The organism is Rhodococcus tibetensis (assembly GCF_024438035.1).
In the GTDB taxonomy this organism is placed as follows: Bacteria; Actinomycetota; Actinomycetes; order Mycobacteriales; family Mycobacteriaceae; genus Rhodococcus_F; species Rhodococcus_F tibetensis.
In genome coordinates this window covers 294205-308874 of the sequence record NZ_JANFQF010000001.1, presented here as the reverse complement: position 1 = coordinate 308874, position 14670 = coordinate 294205, and the positions used below count along the sequence as shown (strand labels likewise).

Annotated in this window: 11 protein-coding genes and 1 pseudogene; 7 read left to right on the top strand and 5 right to left on the bottom strand. The window is 65.7% G+C overall.

The genetic code is table 11. From position 1 onward, the window contains the following. Positions 1 to 140 precede the first annotated feature (140 nt). Both NOF53_RS01500 and NOF53_RS01495 read left to right on the top strand, forming a co-directional pair. Complete coding sequence (locus NOF53_RS01500) at positions 141 to 1718, top strand: sensor histidine kinase (RefSeq protein ID WP_255965197.1); 1578 nt, start codon at positions 141 to 143, stop codon at positions 1716 to 1718. Then, positions 1715 to 2404 carry a response regulator gene (locus NOF53_RS01495; protein ID WP_255965196.1) on the top strand — a complete coding sequence of 230 codons (690 nt, stop codon included), beginning with the start codon at positions 1715 to 1717 and terminating at the stop codon, positions 2402 to 2404. The genes NOF53_RS01500 and NOF53_RS01495 overlap by 4 nt, the downstream gene beginning before the upstream one ends. A gap of 21 nt (positions 2405 to 2425) precedes the next feature. Here NOF53_RS01495 and NOF53_RS01490 read toward each other — a convergent pair whose 3' ends face one another. Together NOF53_RS01490 and NOF53_RS01485 are read right to left on the bottom strand one after the other, a co-directional pair. After that, positions 2426 to 3709 (bottom strand): NADH:flavin oxidoreductase/NADH oxidase family protein, encoded by a 1284-nt coding sequence (locus NOF53_RS01490; protein ID WP_255965195.1) that lies wholly within the window; start codon positions 3707 to 3709, stop codon positions 2426 to 2428. After that, entirely contained in the window at positions 3706 to 5304 is a 1599-nt protein-coding gene (locus NOF53_RS01485) for an MFS transporter (RefSeq protein ID WP_255965423.1), read from the bottom strand. The genes NOF53_RS01490 and NOF53_RS01485 overlap by 4 nt, the downstream gene beginning before the upstream one ends. Positions 5305 to 5529: 225 nt before the next feature. Here NOF53_RS01485 and NOF53_RS01480 point away from each other — a divergent pair, with 225 nt between their 5' ends. Further along, a complete protein-coding gene (locus NOF53_RS01480) occupies positions 5530 to 6144 on the top strand; it encodes a TetR/AcrR family transcriptional regulator (protein ID WP_255965194.1) in 615 nt (204 codons plus the stop codon). Here NOF53_RS01480 and NOF53_RS01475 read toward each other — a convergent pair. Then, a complete protein-coding gene (locus NOF53_RS01475) occupies positions 6141 to 7487 on the bottom strand; it encodes a M20/M25/M40 family metallo-hydrolase (protein ID WP_255965193.1) in 1347 nt (448 codons plus the stop codon). The two genes, NOF53_RS01480 and NOF53_RS01475, sit on opposite strands and share 4 nt — an antisense overlap. 127 nt (positions 7488 to 7614) lie before the next feature. On the opposite strand from NOF53_RS01475, the gene NOF53_RS01470 reads away from it, so the two are divergent. Then, entirely contained in the window at positions 7615 to 7965 is a 351-nt protein-coding gene (locus NOF53_RS01470) for a MerR family transcriptional regulator (protein WP_255965192.1), read from the top strand. Positions 7966 to 7967: 2 nt separating this feature from the next. Here NOF53_RS01470 and NOF53_RS01465 read toward each other — a convergent pair whose 3' ends face one another. After that, the gene (locus NOF53_RS01465; protein WP_255965191.1) at positions 7968 to 10097 is read right to left on the bottom strand and encodes a S9 family peptidase; all 2130 of its coding nucleotides are present in this window, start codon (positions 10095 to 10097) and stop codon (positions 7968 to 7970) included. 3 nt (positions 10098 to 10100) lie between these two features. Then, positions 10101 to 10985, bottom strand: coding sequence for a phosphoribosylaminoimidazolesuccinocarboxamide synthase (locus NOF53_RS01460; RefSeq protein ID WP_255965190.1), 885 nt, complete (start codon positions 10983 to 10985; stop codon positions 10101 to 10103). A gap of 192 nt (positions 10986 to 11177) precedes the next feature. Between NOF53_RS01460 and NOF53_RS01455 the strand changes: the two are divergent. The 3 genes and pseudogenes from NOF53_RS01455 to NOF53_RS01445 all read left to right on the top strand — a co-directional run bounded on the left by NOF53_RS01455 (position 11178) and on the right by NOF53_RS01445 (position 14643). Further along, positions 11178 to 12621, top strand: a pseudogene (locus tag NOF53_RS01455) (MDR family MFS transporter). Between the two features lie 115 nt (positions 12622 to 12736). Beyond that, entirely contained in the window at positions 12737 to 13873 is a 1137-nt protein-coding gene (locus NOF53_RS01450) for an isochorismate synthase (RefSeq protein WP_255965189.1), read from the top strand. Beyond that, positions 13870 to 14643 carry an SDR family oxidoreductase gene (locus NOF53_RS01445; RefSeq protein WP_255965188.1) on the top strand — a complete coding sequence of 258 codons (774 nt, stop codon included), beginning with the start codon at positions 13870 to 13872 and terminating at the stop codon, positions 14641 to 14643. The genes NOF53_RS01450 and NOF53_RS01445 overlap by 4 nt, the downstream gene beginning before the upstream one ends. The last annotated feature ends 27 nt before the right edge of the window (positions 14644 to 14670 follow it).

Below are 14670 nucleotides of genomic sequence, written 5' to 3'. Positions count from 1 at the left end.
ATGGCAAGCTGATCGGTAAGCCGGGTAGTGACCGCGATCACGTCTTGTAGAGAATCTTGTAAGCGATCGCTCGGTTGGAGAAGTTTGTGTTCATTACGTTCAGGAGAGCTGCGGTGCCTCACCAACTGCCGAGACAGCCCATGAGCGTGGCGCGTCAGCTGTTCCTCCTACAGCTGGTGGTATTGACGCTGGTGATCGCTGCGGGAACCTTGCTCGCGGTCCTCGATCAGCGACGCGACAGCGACGACAGCACCCGGCGCTCGGTGACGGCGGTGGCCACGGCCCTCGCATTGTCCGACGGCACCGTCGCCGCTCTGCGCACTCCTGATCCCAGCGCGGTCCTCCAACCGCAGACCGAGCGCATCCGCACGGCCACCGGAACCGATTTCGTCGTGGTGATGGCGCCCGACCGCACGCGTTTCACGCACACCAGTCCCGAGCTCATCGGCGGCACGTTCACCGGAAACATCGAGCGTGCGCTCGCCGGGGAAACGTTCACCGAGACGTACGCCGGTTCGCTGGGCCCGTCCATCCGGGCGGTCGCGCCCATCTACGACGGCGGCCGCCTCGTCGGTCTCGTCTCCGTAGGTGTCACCCGCGAGAAGATCGGCGGCCAGGTGGCGGAAAGCCTGCCCACCATCTTCACGGTCGCCGCAATCGGACTCGTGGTGTCCGCCGCCGGCTCGTTCCTGCTGAGCCGGCGGCTGCGCCGTCAGACACTCGGAATGGCGCCCGACGAACTGCGGCGTATGTACGAGCATCACGACGCCGTCCTGCATTCGATCGGCGAGGGTCTGGTGGTCCTCGGTCGAGACAACGGCGAAGGCGCCACCGCCGAGGTGGTGAACGACGAGGCCCGTCGTCTCCTCGACCTATCCGACGGCCCGGTACCCGTTGCCGCCCTGCCACCGTCGCTGCGCACGGCCGCTTCCCCTTCGGACACCGGCGAGCCGCGCGACGAGATACATCTGACCACCGATCGCGTGCTCCTCGTCAGCCGTGAACCCGTCGAATGGGAGGGCCGACGCATCGGTACGGTACTCACCTTGCGTGACCGCACCGAAATGCAAAGTGTCATGGGCGAACTCGATTCCGTGCGCGGATTCGCCGAGTCATTGCGTTCGCAGGCCCACGAGTCGGCGAACCGGCTACACACGATCATCACGATGGTGGAATTGGGCCGCTACGAGGACGCGATCGCGTTCGCCACGGATGATCTGCGCCTGTCACAGGAACTGATCGACCGGCTGATGACGGCAGTACACGAACCGGCGCTGGCAGCACTGCTGCTCGGCAAGGTGGGTGTGGCAGCGGAACGAGGTGTCGACCTGATCGTCACCGAGGACACCGCGTTGGGCCCGGTCGCTCCGCTGACACCGCGTGAACTGGTCACGCTGGTGGGTAATCTCGTGGACAATGCCATCGACGCCGCGCGCGGATCTGCCGAGCAGACGACAGACGGTCCCTGGGTGGAAGTCACGGTATGTGAGGAGGATTCGTCGATGGTGGTGCGTGTTGCGGACAGCGGTCCGGGCATTCCCGCGGAGGAGTTCGACAAGGCCGCTACCCGTGGCTATTCCACGAAGTCCGGCCAGCGTGGATTGGGACTCGCCCTCGTCGTCCAGGTCGTGGTGCGCCACGGAGGGACGATCCGCACGGAACCTTCACTGGGGTCGATGATCGTCGTCGAGATACCGATCACCGGAGCGGCTTCGTGATTCGAGTGATGATTGTCGAGGACGAGCCACTGATCGCCGAGGCTCATCGTGCGTACGTCGAGCGGGTGCCTGGGTTCTCCGTGCATACTGTCGTCCATGACGGCAGCAGTGCGATGCGCGCCGTCGCGGAGGCGGGCGGCACCGAGGATCCGATCGATCTCGTTCTGCTCGACTTCGGTTTGCCGGATTCGAGTGGTCTCGACGTGGCGGCCGCACTGAGCGGGATCCGCCCCAGCCCCGACGTCATCGCTGTCACCTCGGCCCGCGACCTCGAGTTGGTGCGTACCGCGGTGGCCCGCGGGATAGCGCTGTATCTGCTGAAGCCGTTCACCTTCGCCGCTTTCCGTGACAAGCTCGAACGGTATCGCGAGTTCCGGGATGCGCTTCCGGCCGGGAGCAACGCGTTGAGTCAACAAGACATCGACCGGGCAATGTCCGCCCTCCGCACCTCCGACGAGCGCGCGAGCGCCCCGAAGGGTGTTGCCCCGCAAACCCTCGACCACGTGTCCGCGTGCATCCGCGACGCGGCGGGGCCCCTGACTGCAGCCGAGGTGGCCGCCGCGATCGGAGTGTCGCGGGTGACCGCATGGCGGTACCTCGAGCGACTGGCCGACGACGGCGTCCTCGCCCGGCACACGGAATACGGCCGGGCGGGACGACCGCAGGTACGGTACGCGCTGCGCTGAGGAAGACCTGCCGTTTCTCGGTCAGCCACCCCGCTTGCTACGGAGGGCGCCGACGCCGTTCCGGTTGATCATCGACGCCGCCGTCTTCCACCACGGCCGTTCGAGGTCGGGGTCCTTTCCGGCGCCGAGCCGGTCCAGTTGGTCGGTGTGCCACTGCAGGTCCAGGGCCCCGTCCAGAGCCCGGAGATTCGCGACCCTGGACAGCCTGCCGCGCAGACCGAAGGACACCGGGATGGTGTCGACTCGATCGTCACCTGCCACGAGAAGTGCCGATCCCGCATCGGGGGTGGTCACCGTCGGCCGGCCGAGACCGATTACGTCGCATGCTCCGGAATCGACGGCCTGAGCCATGGCGGAGCGCGAGCGGAATCCGCCGGTGACCGCAAGCGGTACGTCGCCCGCCGACTCGCGCACCGACGCGGCGTAGTCGAGGAAGTAGGCCTCCCGCTGCCTCGTACTGGTGGATACGCTGGCATTCCGGCCCATCATGGCCGGGGATTCGTAGCTACCGCCACTGATTTCGATCAGGTCGATGCTCTCGGCAGACAGCTGCTCGACCACCGAGCGTGACTCGGTCTCGGTGAATCCCCCGCGCTGGAAATCTGCGGAGTTCAGTTTGATGCCGACAGCGAAGCCCGGTGCAACGACGGAGCGGATCCGGCGGACTACTTCGAGAACGAACCGCATCCTACGTTCGGAGTCGCCGCCCCAGCGGTCGGTGCGCTGATTCGACAGCGGCGAGAGGAACTGGGACACCAGGTATCCGTGCGCACCGTGTATCTCCACGCCGTTGAAGCCGGCCGTCTCTGCGACACCCGCAGCCGCGGCGAATCGATCGATGATGTTCTCGATCTCGGAATCGGTCAGCTCGCGTGGTGTGGTCATGCCGGGAATGTTCGACGCTATCGCCGAGGGGGCGACGGGACGCGTACGGGTCACCAGCGGATTCGCCTGCCGTCCGGGGTGGTTCAACTGCATCCAGATCGGTGCGCCACCGTCCTGTGTGGCCTTGGCCCATCGGGTGAGCCCGTCGAGGTCGCGGTCGTCATCGAGGACCACATTGCCCGGTTCGCCCAGTTGGCTGCGATCGACCATGACGTTTCCCGTGACGACGAGTCCGTAGCCGCCACTGCCCCAGCGGGTATAGAGGCGTTCGAGGCGAGAGTCGGGACCGTGCCCCTCGTTCGCGAGTCCCTCACTGAGTGCCGCCTTCATCAGCCGGTTGGGCAACAACTGACCACAGCGAAGCTCGAGCGGATCGGTCAGCTCGGTACTCGTGTTCTTCACCGTCTGTTCGTTGTTCATACGAGCGATTCCTTCGACGTCGATGCCGGACTCTTCTCGGATGGCTCTTTCCAGGCCAGCAGGACGGAGTCGCCTGCAGGCTTCCACGGCAGGAAGACGGCCACTGCCACAGCGACGAGAAGTGAGACCGACACGGTGACGTAGGAGGCTAGTTGGAAGCCTTCCAGCGACGCCGCCTTCATGGCGTAGACGAGATCGGCCTTTTGCTGTGCGAACGCGGGAATGGTCGGTCGCTTCACGATTTCGAGCACGCTGATCACGGTTTCACGCGCAAAGCTCTTCTCGTAGGGCGTCATCAGGAAGTCGGGGATCGCATCGACGCGTGGTCCGATCTTGGTGGTGTACACCGAAGCCACGATCGACCCCAGTACTGCGACGCCGAGGGTGCCGCCCGCCTCGCGGGTCGTGTCGTTCACAGCCGAACCGGCCCCGGCCTCCTCGAGCGGCACCGAAGACATGATCGACTCGGTGGCCGGTCCCTGCACGATCGCCAGCCCCAGTCCCATCAACACCATCGACACGACCACCGCCCCCAGGTACGGGGTTTCGACCTTCACCTGCCCGGCGATGAACATTCCGACACTCATCACGACGAGACCGAACACGATGACTGCTGTGGTGCCGATCCGTTGCGCGATCAGCGTGGCCAGCGGCGCGCCGACGGCGATGGCAGCGGCGAAGGGCAACGAGTGGATCCCGAATTGCAGCGGCGTCAGTTCCATGACGCCCTGGAAGTACTGGGTAATCATGAAGAGGAATCCGAACATGCTGAAGTAGGCAACCGCGATCGCCAACGCCGGCAGCGAGAACCGCCGAATACGGAACAGCGCCATATTGAGCACCGGCGAATCCGTGCGCAATTCCCACCACACGAACGCCGCGAAGAACACTACCGACAGGGCGTAGCCGGACAGGCTGATCGCCGAGACCCATCCTTGGTGTGGCGCTTCGATGATCGTCCATACCAACGTGGTCACACTGAGGAGCGAGAAGGCGATCCCGAGCAGGTCGATCCTGCCGACGTGCGTGGTCTTCGACTCCGGGACGAGGAGTCGAGTGAGAACCAGCACGACCACCGCCACCGGTACGTTGATCCAGAACACCGAGTGCCACGAGAAGTGCTCGAGGAGCCAGCCACCCGCGGTCGGGCCGATAGCGATGGCGATTCCGGCCATGGCCGTCCAGGCGGCAATGGCAATCGCCCGTTCCTTTACATCGTGGAAGATGTTGATGATCAGCGCGAGAGTCGCGGGGAACACCGCGGCGGCGAACACACCCATGGCGGCCCGCGCGGCGATCACCTGACCCAGGTCGGTCGCGAGGGCTCCGCCCACCGACATGACGGCGACACCGGCCAGTCCGATCATCATGACCCGCCGCCGCCCGTACCGGTCACCGAGGTGGCCGAACGCGAGCAGCAACCCAGCGAACGTCAGGGTGTAGGCGTCCACCACCCACTGCAGGCCACTGATGTCGGTGTGCAACTCCACGCCGAGAGAGGGCAGCGCGACGTTGACGATGGTGTTGTCGAGGACAACGAGCAGTTCGGCCAGGCAGATGACGAAGAGTGCAAGGTAGCGCGCTCTTCGGCTCAGGCCGCTGTCGGTAGTTCGAGGCGCGGCTGAATGTACCGCCGTTGAGTGTGGCACCGGAATCGACTCCTCGTCGCTGTTATGCGGGCTTGCATATCTCCTGCGGCGACGATAGACGTAACCGCTCGTAACAGTCAATGTGTGTCGTCGCTCATATCCCGCACAAAGGGCGCATGATCGGGATACCCATCACCCGAAACATGTCGAAGAGCTATGCTGGTCGACATAATGGGAAGACGAACGACAGCACGCGACCGAATGCTGCTGAGCGCGGTCACCCTCTTCCGCGAGAGGGGCGTGGAAGCGACGTCGCTCGCCGACGTCGTCGCTCACGCGGACGCCCCGCGCGGATCGATCTATCACCATTTCCCCGGCGGCAAGAGTCAACTGGCGGAGGAGGCCACGCACCGGGCAGGCGGCCTGATGGGCGCCCTCATCAGCGAGAGCCTGTCGAACAAGGGGCCCGTCGAGACTCTCGTCCTGATCATCGATCTGTTCCGCCGCGAACTGGTGGACACGGACTATTCGGCCGGGTGTCCGGTCGCAGCAGGCGCGCTGCAGGGCGGCGAATGCCCCACAGCCAAGGATGCGGCGGGTGAGGCCTTCAGCTCCTGGGAAGCCACCATCGCGGCCTCACTCTGGCAACAAGGCGTACGCATGTCCCGCGCGCAGTCGATCGCGACCATGTCGATCTCCGCGATCGAAGGCGCACTCGTGCTGTCGAGAGCGCAACGCAGCACGCAGGCACTCGACCGGGTGGCCGCCGAACTCGTTGCGATGGCCGAGGACGTGCTCGCGCAGGCGGCATCGACCGGCCGAAGAGCTGACGGACCGGAACGCTAACGCCAGTCGCGGATCAGCCTGGTGAAGAACTCGATTCCGTGACGCAGCCCGGACACCGCCAGGCGTTCGTCAGTAGCGTGAATGAGCCTCCGACTCACGGCGTCGAGCTCGAAGGGATAGAAGCGATAGACATACTCGCTGATCCTGGCCATGTGCCGCGCGTCGGTGGCCCCCACCACCAGAAACGGTGACACGATGGCCCCGGGAAAGGTATCGGCCACCACCTGCCGGAGTCGCGCGAACACCTCGTCGTCCGTACGCGACACCGGTGACGGTTCGGTTGCGCCGAGGACGTCGAGCTGTATGCCGTTGTCGCGAATCATCCTTCGTATCCGCTGGGCAGTGCCGTCGACGGTCTCACCCGGCAGTATGCGAATGTCGAGCACTGCACGCGCGGTCTCCGCCATCACGTTGTTGCCGGCGCTGCCCTCGAGGACGGTGGCGACTGTCGTGGTGCGGCACATGGCGTTCATGAGGGCACCGGTGCGCGGCAGCACTCTCGCTACCAGTGGTCCGAGCTTGTCCGTCCGGGACAGCACCGCACCCAGCGGACCTTTCGCGTGGACGCCTGCGGTGGTGAGCAGGTCGACGGTGGGCCCGGTGAGCCGGGCAGGGAACTTGTGGTGGTCGACGCGGGTGATGGCGCGGGCAAGCCGGGCGGTGGCAGTCTTCCTCCCTGGCATCGATGCGTGACCACCGGGATCCTTCGCCGTCATCTGCAGATCGAGAATCCCTTTCTCGGCAGTCCCGATCACCGCGATCGTTGCGTCGACTCCCGGGAACGCGTCGCCGGCAACTCCACCGCCCTCGTCGATGACGACACCGGGAACAATGCCGCGCTCGCGAAACATCGCTACCACTTGGGCAATACCGTCTCCTCCCACCTCCTCGTTGTGGCCGAAAACCAGATAGACGTCACGCACCGGAACGACACCACTGTGCAGCAGTCCTTCGACTGCCTCGAGAATGCTGACGAGCACGCCCTTGTCGTCGATGGCGCCGCGCCCCCAGACGGCCTCGTCCGCCACTACCCCGCCGAACGGTGGATGAGTCCATCCGTCTTCGTCCGCGGGCACGACGTCCTGGTGCGCCATCAGCACGATCGGCCTGTCGGGCACACCGACGTCCCAGTGGTAAACCAACGAATGCGAAGCGACGATCTCTTTGTCCAGATGCGCCCGCACCAGCGGATACTGCTCGTCGATGAGACTTCGGAACCGCGCGAAGTGCGTCCAGTCCGTATGCGCGTCTCCCCGAGTGGACACTGTGGGGACGCGGAGCATCGCCGCGAATCGCTCCACCGCTCGCGCCAGGTCGATCGTCATCTCTGCCACGAGCGCCATCTCCTCGCCACTTCGGAACCAGGCTGTTCACCAGCCTAAGCCTGTAGCGTTCGCAATAGGTTCGCTATTGCCTCAGGACTAGAGTGGGACGAGCAAGCCGGTACGCGGTCCAGGCAGGAGGACCCCAGTGTCAGGAACAACAAAGTCTCGATCCCGACGCGGCGTCTACGGCATTTCCGTGGCCTCGGAGCTGTCCGGATTCGGCATTCAAGCGCTGCGCCTCTACGAGCAGTACGGACTGGTCTCGCCTGCCCGCACCAGCGGCGGCAGCCGCCGTTACAGCGACTACGACATCGCTCGGCTCGAACGCGTCGCCGAACTCATCGCCGCCGGGGTCAACCTGGTGGGCATCGGGCGCATCCTGCACCTCGAGCACCGCACCGAGTCACTCGAGCGGGACAACGCCCGACTTGCCGCCGACAACGACCGTCTCCACTCCGACAACGCCCAGTTGCGCGCGGAGCAGACGACGACCTGACGTCAGGCCCTCCCGACGATGTGGAGCACCCAGGCGAACTCGAACGCCACTTCCTTCCACTTCTCGTAGCGTCCGCTCACCCCACCGTGGCCCGCGCTCATCTCGGTCTTGAGGAGCAGCGGCGAGTCGCCGGTCTTGGTAGCCCGGAGCTTCGCCACCCACTTGGCGGGCTCGACGTAGAGCACCCTCGTGTCGTTGATACTGGTGATCGCGAGGATGGCCGGATAGTCCTTGGACTCGACGTTCTCGTACGGGCTGTACGAACGCATGTACTCGTACACCTCGGGGTTCTCGAGCGGGTTACCCCACTCGTCCCACTCGATCACCGTCAACGGAAGCGATGGATCCAGGATGGAGGTGAGGGGGTCCACGAAGGGAACGTTGGCGAGGATGCCGGCGAAGAGTTCGGGCGCCAGATTGGCCACGGCCCCCATCAGAAGACCACCGGCGCTGCCGCCGTCCGCGACAAGTCGATTCGGAGTGGTGCGGCCGGTCTCGACGAGATGGCGTGCGCACGCGACGAAGTCGGTGAAGGTGTTCTTCTTCGTCAGCGTCTTGCCGTTCTCGTACCAGTGCCGCCCCATCTCGCCGCCACCACGCACGTGAGCCACGACGAACACGACTCCGCGGTCGAGGAGCGAGAGGCGCGCGACGGAGAACGCGGGATCCATGCTGGCCTCGTACGAGCCATAGCCGTACAGGAGCATCGGCGCCGGTCCGGCCGCGGCATCGGCACGCTTCACGATCGACAGTGGAATTCGGGTACCGTCGTCGGCGATTGCCCAATCACGTTGCTGCACATAGTTGCCGGCATCGAAGTCGCCGAGCACGGGCTGCGACTTACGCAGCGCCAGCTCACCCGTCGACAGCACGTAGTCGTAGACCTGCCCGGGCGTGATGAACGAGGTGAACGCCATTCGCAGGGTGGGCTGCTGCCATTCCGGATTGGCGCCGAGGCCCACGCTGAAGAGTTCCTCGTCGAAGGCGATCTCCGTGAATTCGCCGTACCCGTCCGCGCCGAGCGGCCAGATCGCCAAACGTGTCAACGCTTCCCGCCGATAACTGAGCACCAGGTGGTCGGCGAAGGCGTCGACCTCCTCGAGCCGCACATCCTGACGGTGCGAGATCAGGGTGGTCAAGGACGTCGGGTCCGACACCGGCGCCTCGGCAAGCACGAAGTTCTCGGCCTTCACCCCGTCGACGACATCGTTGTGCATGATGAGAAAGCGATCCTCACCCGCGACGACCGCGTGTTCGACGCCGTATTCGACCCCGTCGCGCCGCGGCAGAACCGCCCGGAACTCGCCTTCGGGGTCCGCCGATTCCAGGACCCGAACTTCGCTGGTGATCTTGGAACCCACCCAGATCATCAGATACTTTTCGCTGCGGGTGGATCCGACGGAAACCCAGAACCGTTCGTCGGGCTCCCGGTACACGGCGACGTCCTGTCCGCGATCGGTGCCGAGCCGGTGACGCCACACGGTGTCGGGGCGCCAGGACTCGTCGACCGTGAGGTAGAAGACGTGTCGGTGATCGATCGCCCAGGTGACTCCCGGTGCGGTGCCGGTGATCTCGTCGGGCAGCAATTCACCGGTCTCGAGGTTCTTGAATCGGAGCGTGTAGCGCTCGTCGCCGACCACGTCCACCGAGTACGCGAGCAGCGTGCCGTCGTGGCTGAGCGAGAAGGCGCCGATGGAGAAGAAGTCGTGACCCTCGGCCTCCGCGTTGCCGTCGAGCAGGACCTGCTCACCGGGGAGTTCGACGCCCGGGGTCAGCTCCGGCGGAGTCCAGTCGTCCGGACCCGCGATCGGGGTCCGGCACTGCACGCCGTACTGCTTGCCCTCGATGGTCCGGGCGTAGTACCAGTACTCGCCCATTCGCGTAGGCACCGACATGTCGGTTTCCTGCGTCCGGGATTTGACCTCCGAAAAAATCTGATCCCGCAGCGGAGCCAGGTGTGCGGTCTGCTGCTCGGTGTAAGAATTCTCGGCTTCGAGATAGGCGATCACCTCCGAGTCTTCCTTGTCGCGCAACCACTCGTACTCGTCGACGAAGGTGTGCCCGTGATGGACTCGCTCGGTGGGAACCTTCTTGGCGACCGGCGGTGTCAGGATCTTGTTCTCGGCGGTCATCTCTCAGCCCACCCACTCCGCGAACGACAATCCCGAAATGCGCTCGTACGCCTCGATGTAGCGCTCACGCGTGGCCGCCACGATCTCCGCGGGCAGCGGCGGCGGGGGTGTATCGGATGCGCGGTCCCAGCCCGACTCGGGGCTGGTGAGCCAGTTGCGGACGAACTGCTTGTCGAAACTCGGCTGCACCTTCCCGGCCTCGTATCCGTCGGCAGGCCAGTAGCGGGAGGAGTCGGGCGTGAGGACCTCGTCGGCCAGGACCAGGTTGCCCTTCTTGTCGAGCCCGAACTCGAGCTTGGTGTCGGCGAGAATGATGCCGCGGTCCGCGGCGAAGTGGGCCGCCCTGCCGTAGACGTCCAGGGTGTCGTCCCGCAGTTTGATCGCCAGATCCTGGCCTACCTTGTCGACCACCACATCGAAGGTGATGTTCTCGTCGTGCTCCCCCAACTCCGCTTTGCTGGCCGGGGTGAAGATCGGATCGGGGAGCAGGCTGGCCTCCACCAGCCCCTCGGGCAGTGCCACCCCGCACACCGAACCGGTCTCGTTGTAGTCGATCAGGCCGGAACCGGTGAGGTAACCGCGGGCGACGCATTCGATCGGAACCATCTCGAGCTTGCGCACCACCAGCGCGCGGCCGAGGACCTCTTCGGGGATGCGGCTGTCGTCGGGCTCACCCGCCAGATGGTTGTTGCCACCGAGCACGCCGAAGAAGAAGACACTCATCGCGGTGAGTACCCGACCCTTGTCCGGAATCGCGGTACCGAGAACGTGGTCGTAGGCCGAGATCCGATCGCTCGCGACCAACAGCAGGTGCTCGTCGTCGATCGTGTAGAGGTCGCGGACCTTGCCACCGGCCAGATGGGCGTAGGAATCGAGTGAGGGGCGCACGGTGAGCCAGCCTATCGGTCCTGACGGACACACCGACGGCTGACCTTGCGGCGCTCACAGCGCTCCGGCGTCGGCGGTGCGCTCTACCGTGACGTCATGGCCCCTGAGCCGACCGCGCGGAACAACTCCCGAGCCATGTCGTTACCGTGGGTTACGAACACGGTGTGGTCCCAGGGACGAAACAGGTGAGCAATGACAACCGACGCAGCGCCCGTCGACGTCGGGTTCCGGTCGGAGCGCGGACCGGTACTGGTGTCGCTGATGCTTACGACGTCCCTGGTCGCCCTCGACGCCACCATCATCTCCACCGCGGTTTTCACCATCGTCGGCGATCTCGGCGGTTTCACGCAGTTCCCGTGGCTGTTCTCCATCTACCTACTCACCCAGGCCGTGTCCGTCCCGATCTACGGCAAACTCGCCGACATCTTCGGCCGGAAGCCGGTCATGCTGCTGGGGATCGGGATCTTCGCGCTCGGGTCGGTCCTCTGCGGGTTCGCTTGGAGCATGCCTGCGCTCATCGCCTTCCGAGCCGTGCAGGGCCTCGGGGCAGGCGCGGTGCAACCCCATGAGCATGACCATTGCCGGCGACATCTACACGCTCGCCGAGCGCGCGAAAGCGCAGGGCTACCTCGCGAGCGTGTGGGGCATGTCCGCGGTGGTCGGACCGACTCTCGGCGGCGTGTTTTCCGAGTATCTGTCGTGGCGCTGGATCTTCTTCGTCAACATTCCGCTGTGCCTTCTCGCCGCGGTGATGTTGATCCGCAACTTCGACGAGAAGCGGGCACGCGCCCGGCGGTCGATCGACTACACGGGGGCCGGGTTGCTCGCCGTGGGCGCAACGCTCCTCATCCTGGGCCTCCTCGAGGGCGGCCAGGCGTGGGCGTGGAGTTCGCCGACCAGTCTGGGGATCTTCGCTGCCGGCGCCGTGTTCCTGTTCGTCTTCGTCCTGGTGGAACGACGAGCCGCTGAACCCATCCTGCCGCTGTGGGTATTGACACGACGGGTGCTCGCGGCGAGCAGTGTCGTCTCCCTGCTGGTCGGCGCGATCGTCCTCGGCCTCACCACGTACGTCCCGACCTTCGCGCAGGGTGTGCTCGGGACAGGAGCATTGGTGGCCGGGTTCGCGCTCGCGACCCTCACCATCGGCTGGCCGATCGCCGCATCGCAGGCCGGGCGTGTGTATCTCCGATTCGGATTCCGCATCACCGCAACAGCGGGAAGTCTGCTGGTAGTGGTCGGCACCGCCCTCACTCTGGGACTGTCCACCGAATCGAAGGTGTGGCAGACAGCGCTCTGCTGCTTCGTCATCGGCGGCGGAATGGGCCTCGTCGCCAGCCCCACCCTCATCGCCGCGCAGTCCAGCGTCGACTGGTCGGAGCGCGGTGTCGTCACCTCCACCAACATGTTCGCCCGGTCCATCGGCAGCGCGGTCGGGGTCGCCCTCTTCGGGGCCCTCGTCAACGCCCGCCTGGGCGGTGCCGAGAATCCCGCCCCGGCCGACCTCGCCGAGGCACTGCACCTGGTCTTCGCCGCCGCCCTCGGCGCCGCCGTCGTACTCGTCCTCGCTGCTGTCGCAATGCCGAAGAAGTCCGCCACCGCGCCCGCACCGAGCACTGCGGAGCCGATCAGCGAATAGCCACTCCTCGGGTGTAGGGCGAGATGCTCGGGTCACCGAATCGACGAACGTCCAAAGGTAAGGCTAACCATATAGAGTGGGTCCGGAGTTGCTAGTTTTCGAGAGGGGATCGCACATGGAATCGACGGCAGTCGCCGAGTCCACCGACATGGATTCACCGTCGAACACGCCGTTCATCCTCTCCCGCCCCCACGGCACGGTCATTGCCGACGGAACCCGAACGCAGTACGACTCCACACTCGCGGCGACGAAGGCGTTGCGTGACGGTCGTGCCACCGCGATAGTCGGTGCGCTCCCCTTCGACCCCGCACATCCTGCTGCGCTCATCACACCGCATGTCCTGCGCCACGAACCCGGAAGCTGGAACGGCAAGTCGCTCAGGGTTCCGCGCATACGGATCGGCTCATCGCTCCCGACGGAGGCCGAGCATGTCGCTCGGGTGGCGGCCGCGCTCCGCGAATTGCGGGCGCCCGATGCGACTCTGGCCAAGGTGGTCCTCGCACGTTCGCTCATGCTGCACGCAGACGAACGTCTGCACCCCCACGCGCTGCTCGGCCGACTCGTCGCAGGTGACCGGGGCGGCAACGGTTTCAGCGTCGCTCTCGGAGCGGCCGGCAGCACCTGGTCCGGAAAGCACCTCGTCGGTTCGAGTCCCGAAGTACTGATCCGACGCCGAGGAGACGTGGTGAGCTGCCACCCCCTGGCCGGTTCTGCGCCGCGCCACAACGACCCCGAGTCGGATCGTCGGACCGGTGAAGCTCTCGTCGTATCCGAGAAGAATGTGCGTGAACACGCACTGGTCGTCGACGCGCTCCGGGCGAGCCTCGCACCGCTGTGCACCGAACTCGACATCCCCGACCGTCCGACGCTCACCAGCACACCTCAACTCTGGCACCTCGGCACACCCGTCTCGGGTCGGCTGCGAGACCGCTCGGTCACGGCCCTCGACCTCGCCGTCGCGGTACACCCGACGCCCGCCGTCTGCGGCACTCCCACCGACGCCGCACGCCGGCTGATTGCCGAACTCGAAGGCGGCCGCGGCTTCTACGCCGGCGCAGTGGGCTGGACCGACTCCGAAGGGGACGGCGAATGGATGGTCGGAATCAGGTGCGCAGAAATCGATGCGCAGGGCACCACGATCGTCGCGCACGCGGGCGGCGGCATCGTCGCCGGGTCGGACCCCGACGACGAACTCGCCGAGACGACAACCAAATTGGGCACGATCCTGACGGGTTTGGGAGTGCAGCTGTGAGCGATGGAGTCACCCTCGTCGTCGGCGCCGCCCACGGTATCGGGCGGGCCACCGCCGTCACTCTCTCCCGGCGCGGCCATCGCCTGGCGCTTCTCGATCGCGACGGCGACGGCCTGACAAGCACCGCCACACTACTGGACAGCGCGCCGCTCGCCACCGCCGTCACCGACATCCGCGACTCCGGCTCCGTCACCGAATCCGTGCGACGCATCGAGGACCGGCACGGACCGGTCACCGCACTCGCGCACGTGGCCGGAATACTCGAAACCGGTTCGATCCTCGACGCCGATCCTGCGAGCTGGCGACGCGTCTTCGACGTCAACGTCACCGGACTGGTCAACGTGCTCAGAGCCGTCGGAATCGGAATGCGCGAGCGCAGAGCAGGTTCCATCGTCGTGGTAGGTTCCAATGCCGCCGGGGTGCCCCGCACCGGCATGGGCGCGTACGGATCCTCCAAGGCTGCAGTCGCGATGATCGTACGGGTCCTCGGACTCGAACTGGCCGAGTACGGAATCCGCGCCAATATCGTTGCACCGGGCTCGACCGACACCGCCATGCAGCGGTCGCTGTGGTCCGACCCTGCCGACGACGCGGGAGCCCGCGCCGCGATCGACGGCGATCTCGCGTCGTTCAAGGTCGGTATCCCCCTGGGCCGGATCGCGGAGGCGGCCGACATCGCCGATTCCGTCGAGTTCCTGCTGTCCGATCGCGCGCGGCACATCACTATGCAAGCCCTCTACGTCGACGGTGGCGCCACCCTCCGAGCGTGACACCCGTTTACCATGCTGCGAAAGGAC

Excerpts from the sequence above, each read along its gene's own strand:
- NOF53_RS01490 (WP_255965195.1), bottom strand. The coding sequence starts at position 3,709 with ATGAACAACGAACAGACGGTGAAGAACACGAGTACCGAGCTGACCGAT.
- NOF53_RS01475 (WP_255965193.1), bottom strand. The coding sequence starts at position 7,487 with ATGGCGCTCGTGGCAGAGATGACGATCGACCTGGCGCGAGCGGTGGAG.
- NOF53_RS01500 (WP_255965197.1), top strand. The coding sequence starts at position 141 with ATGAGCGTGGCGCGTCAGCTGTTCCTCCTACAGCTGGTGGTATTGACG.
- NOF53_RS01480 (WP_255965194.1), top strand. The coding sequence starts at position 5,530 with ATGGGAAGACGAACGACAGCACGCGACCGAATGCTGCTGAGCGCGGTC.
- NOF53_RS01450 (WP_255965189.1), top strand. The coding sequence starts at position 12,737 with ATGGAATCGACGGCAGTCGCCGAGTCCACCGACATGGATTCACCGTCG.
- NOF53_RS01465 (WP_255965191.1), bottom strand. The coding sequence starts at position 10,097 with ATGACCGCCGAGAACAAGATCCTGACACCGCCGGTCGCCAAGAAGGTT.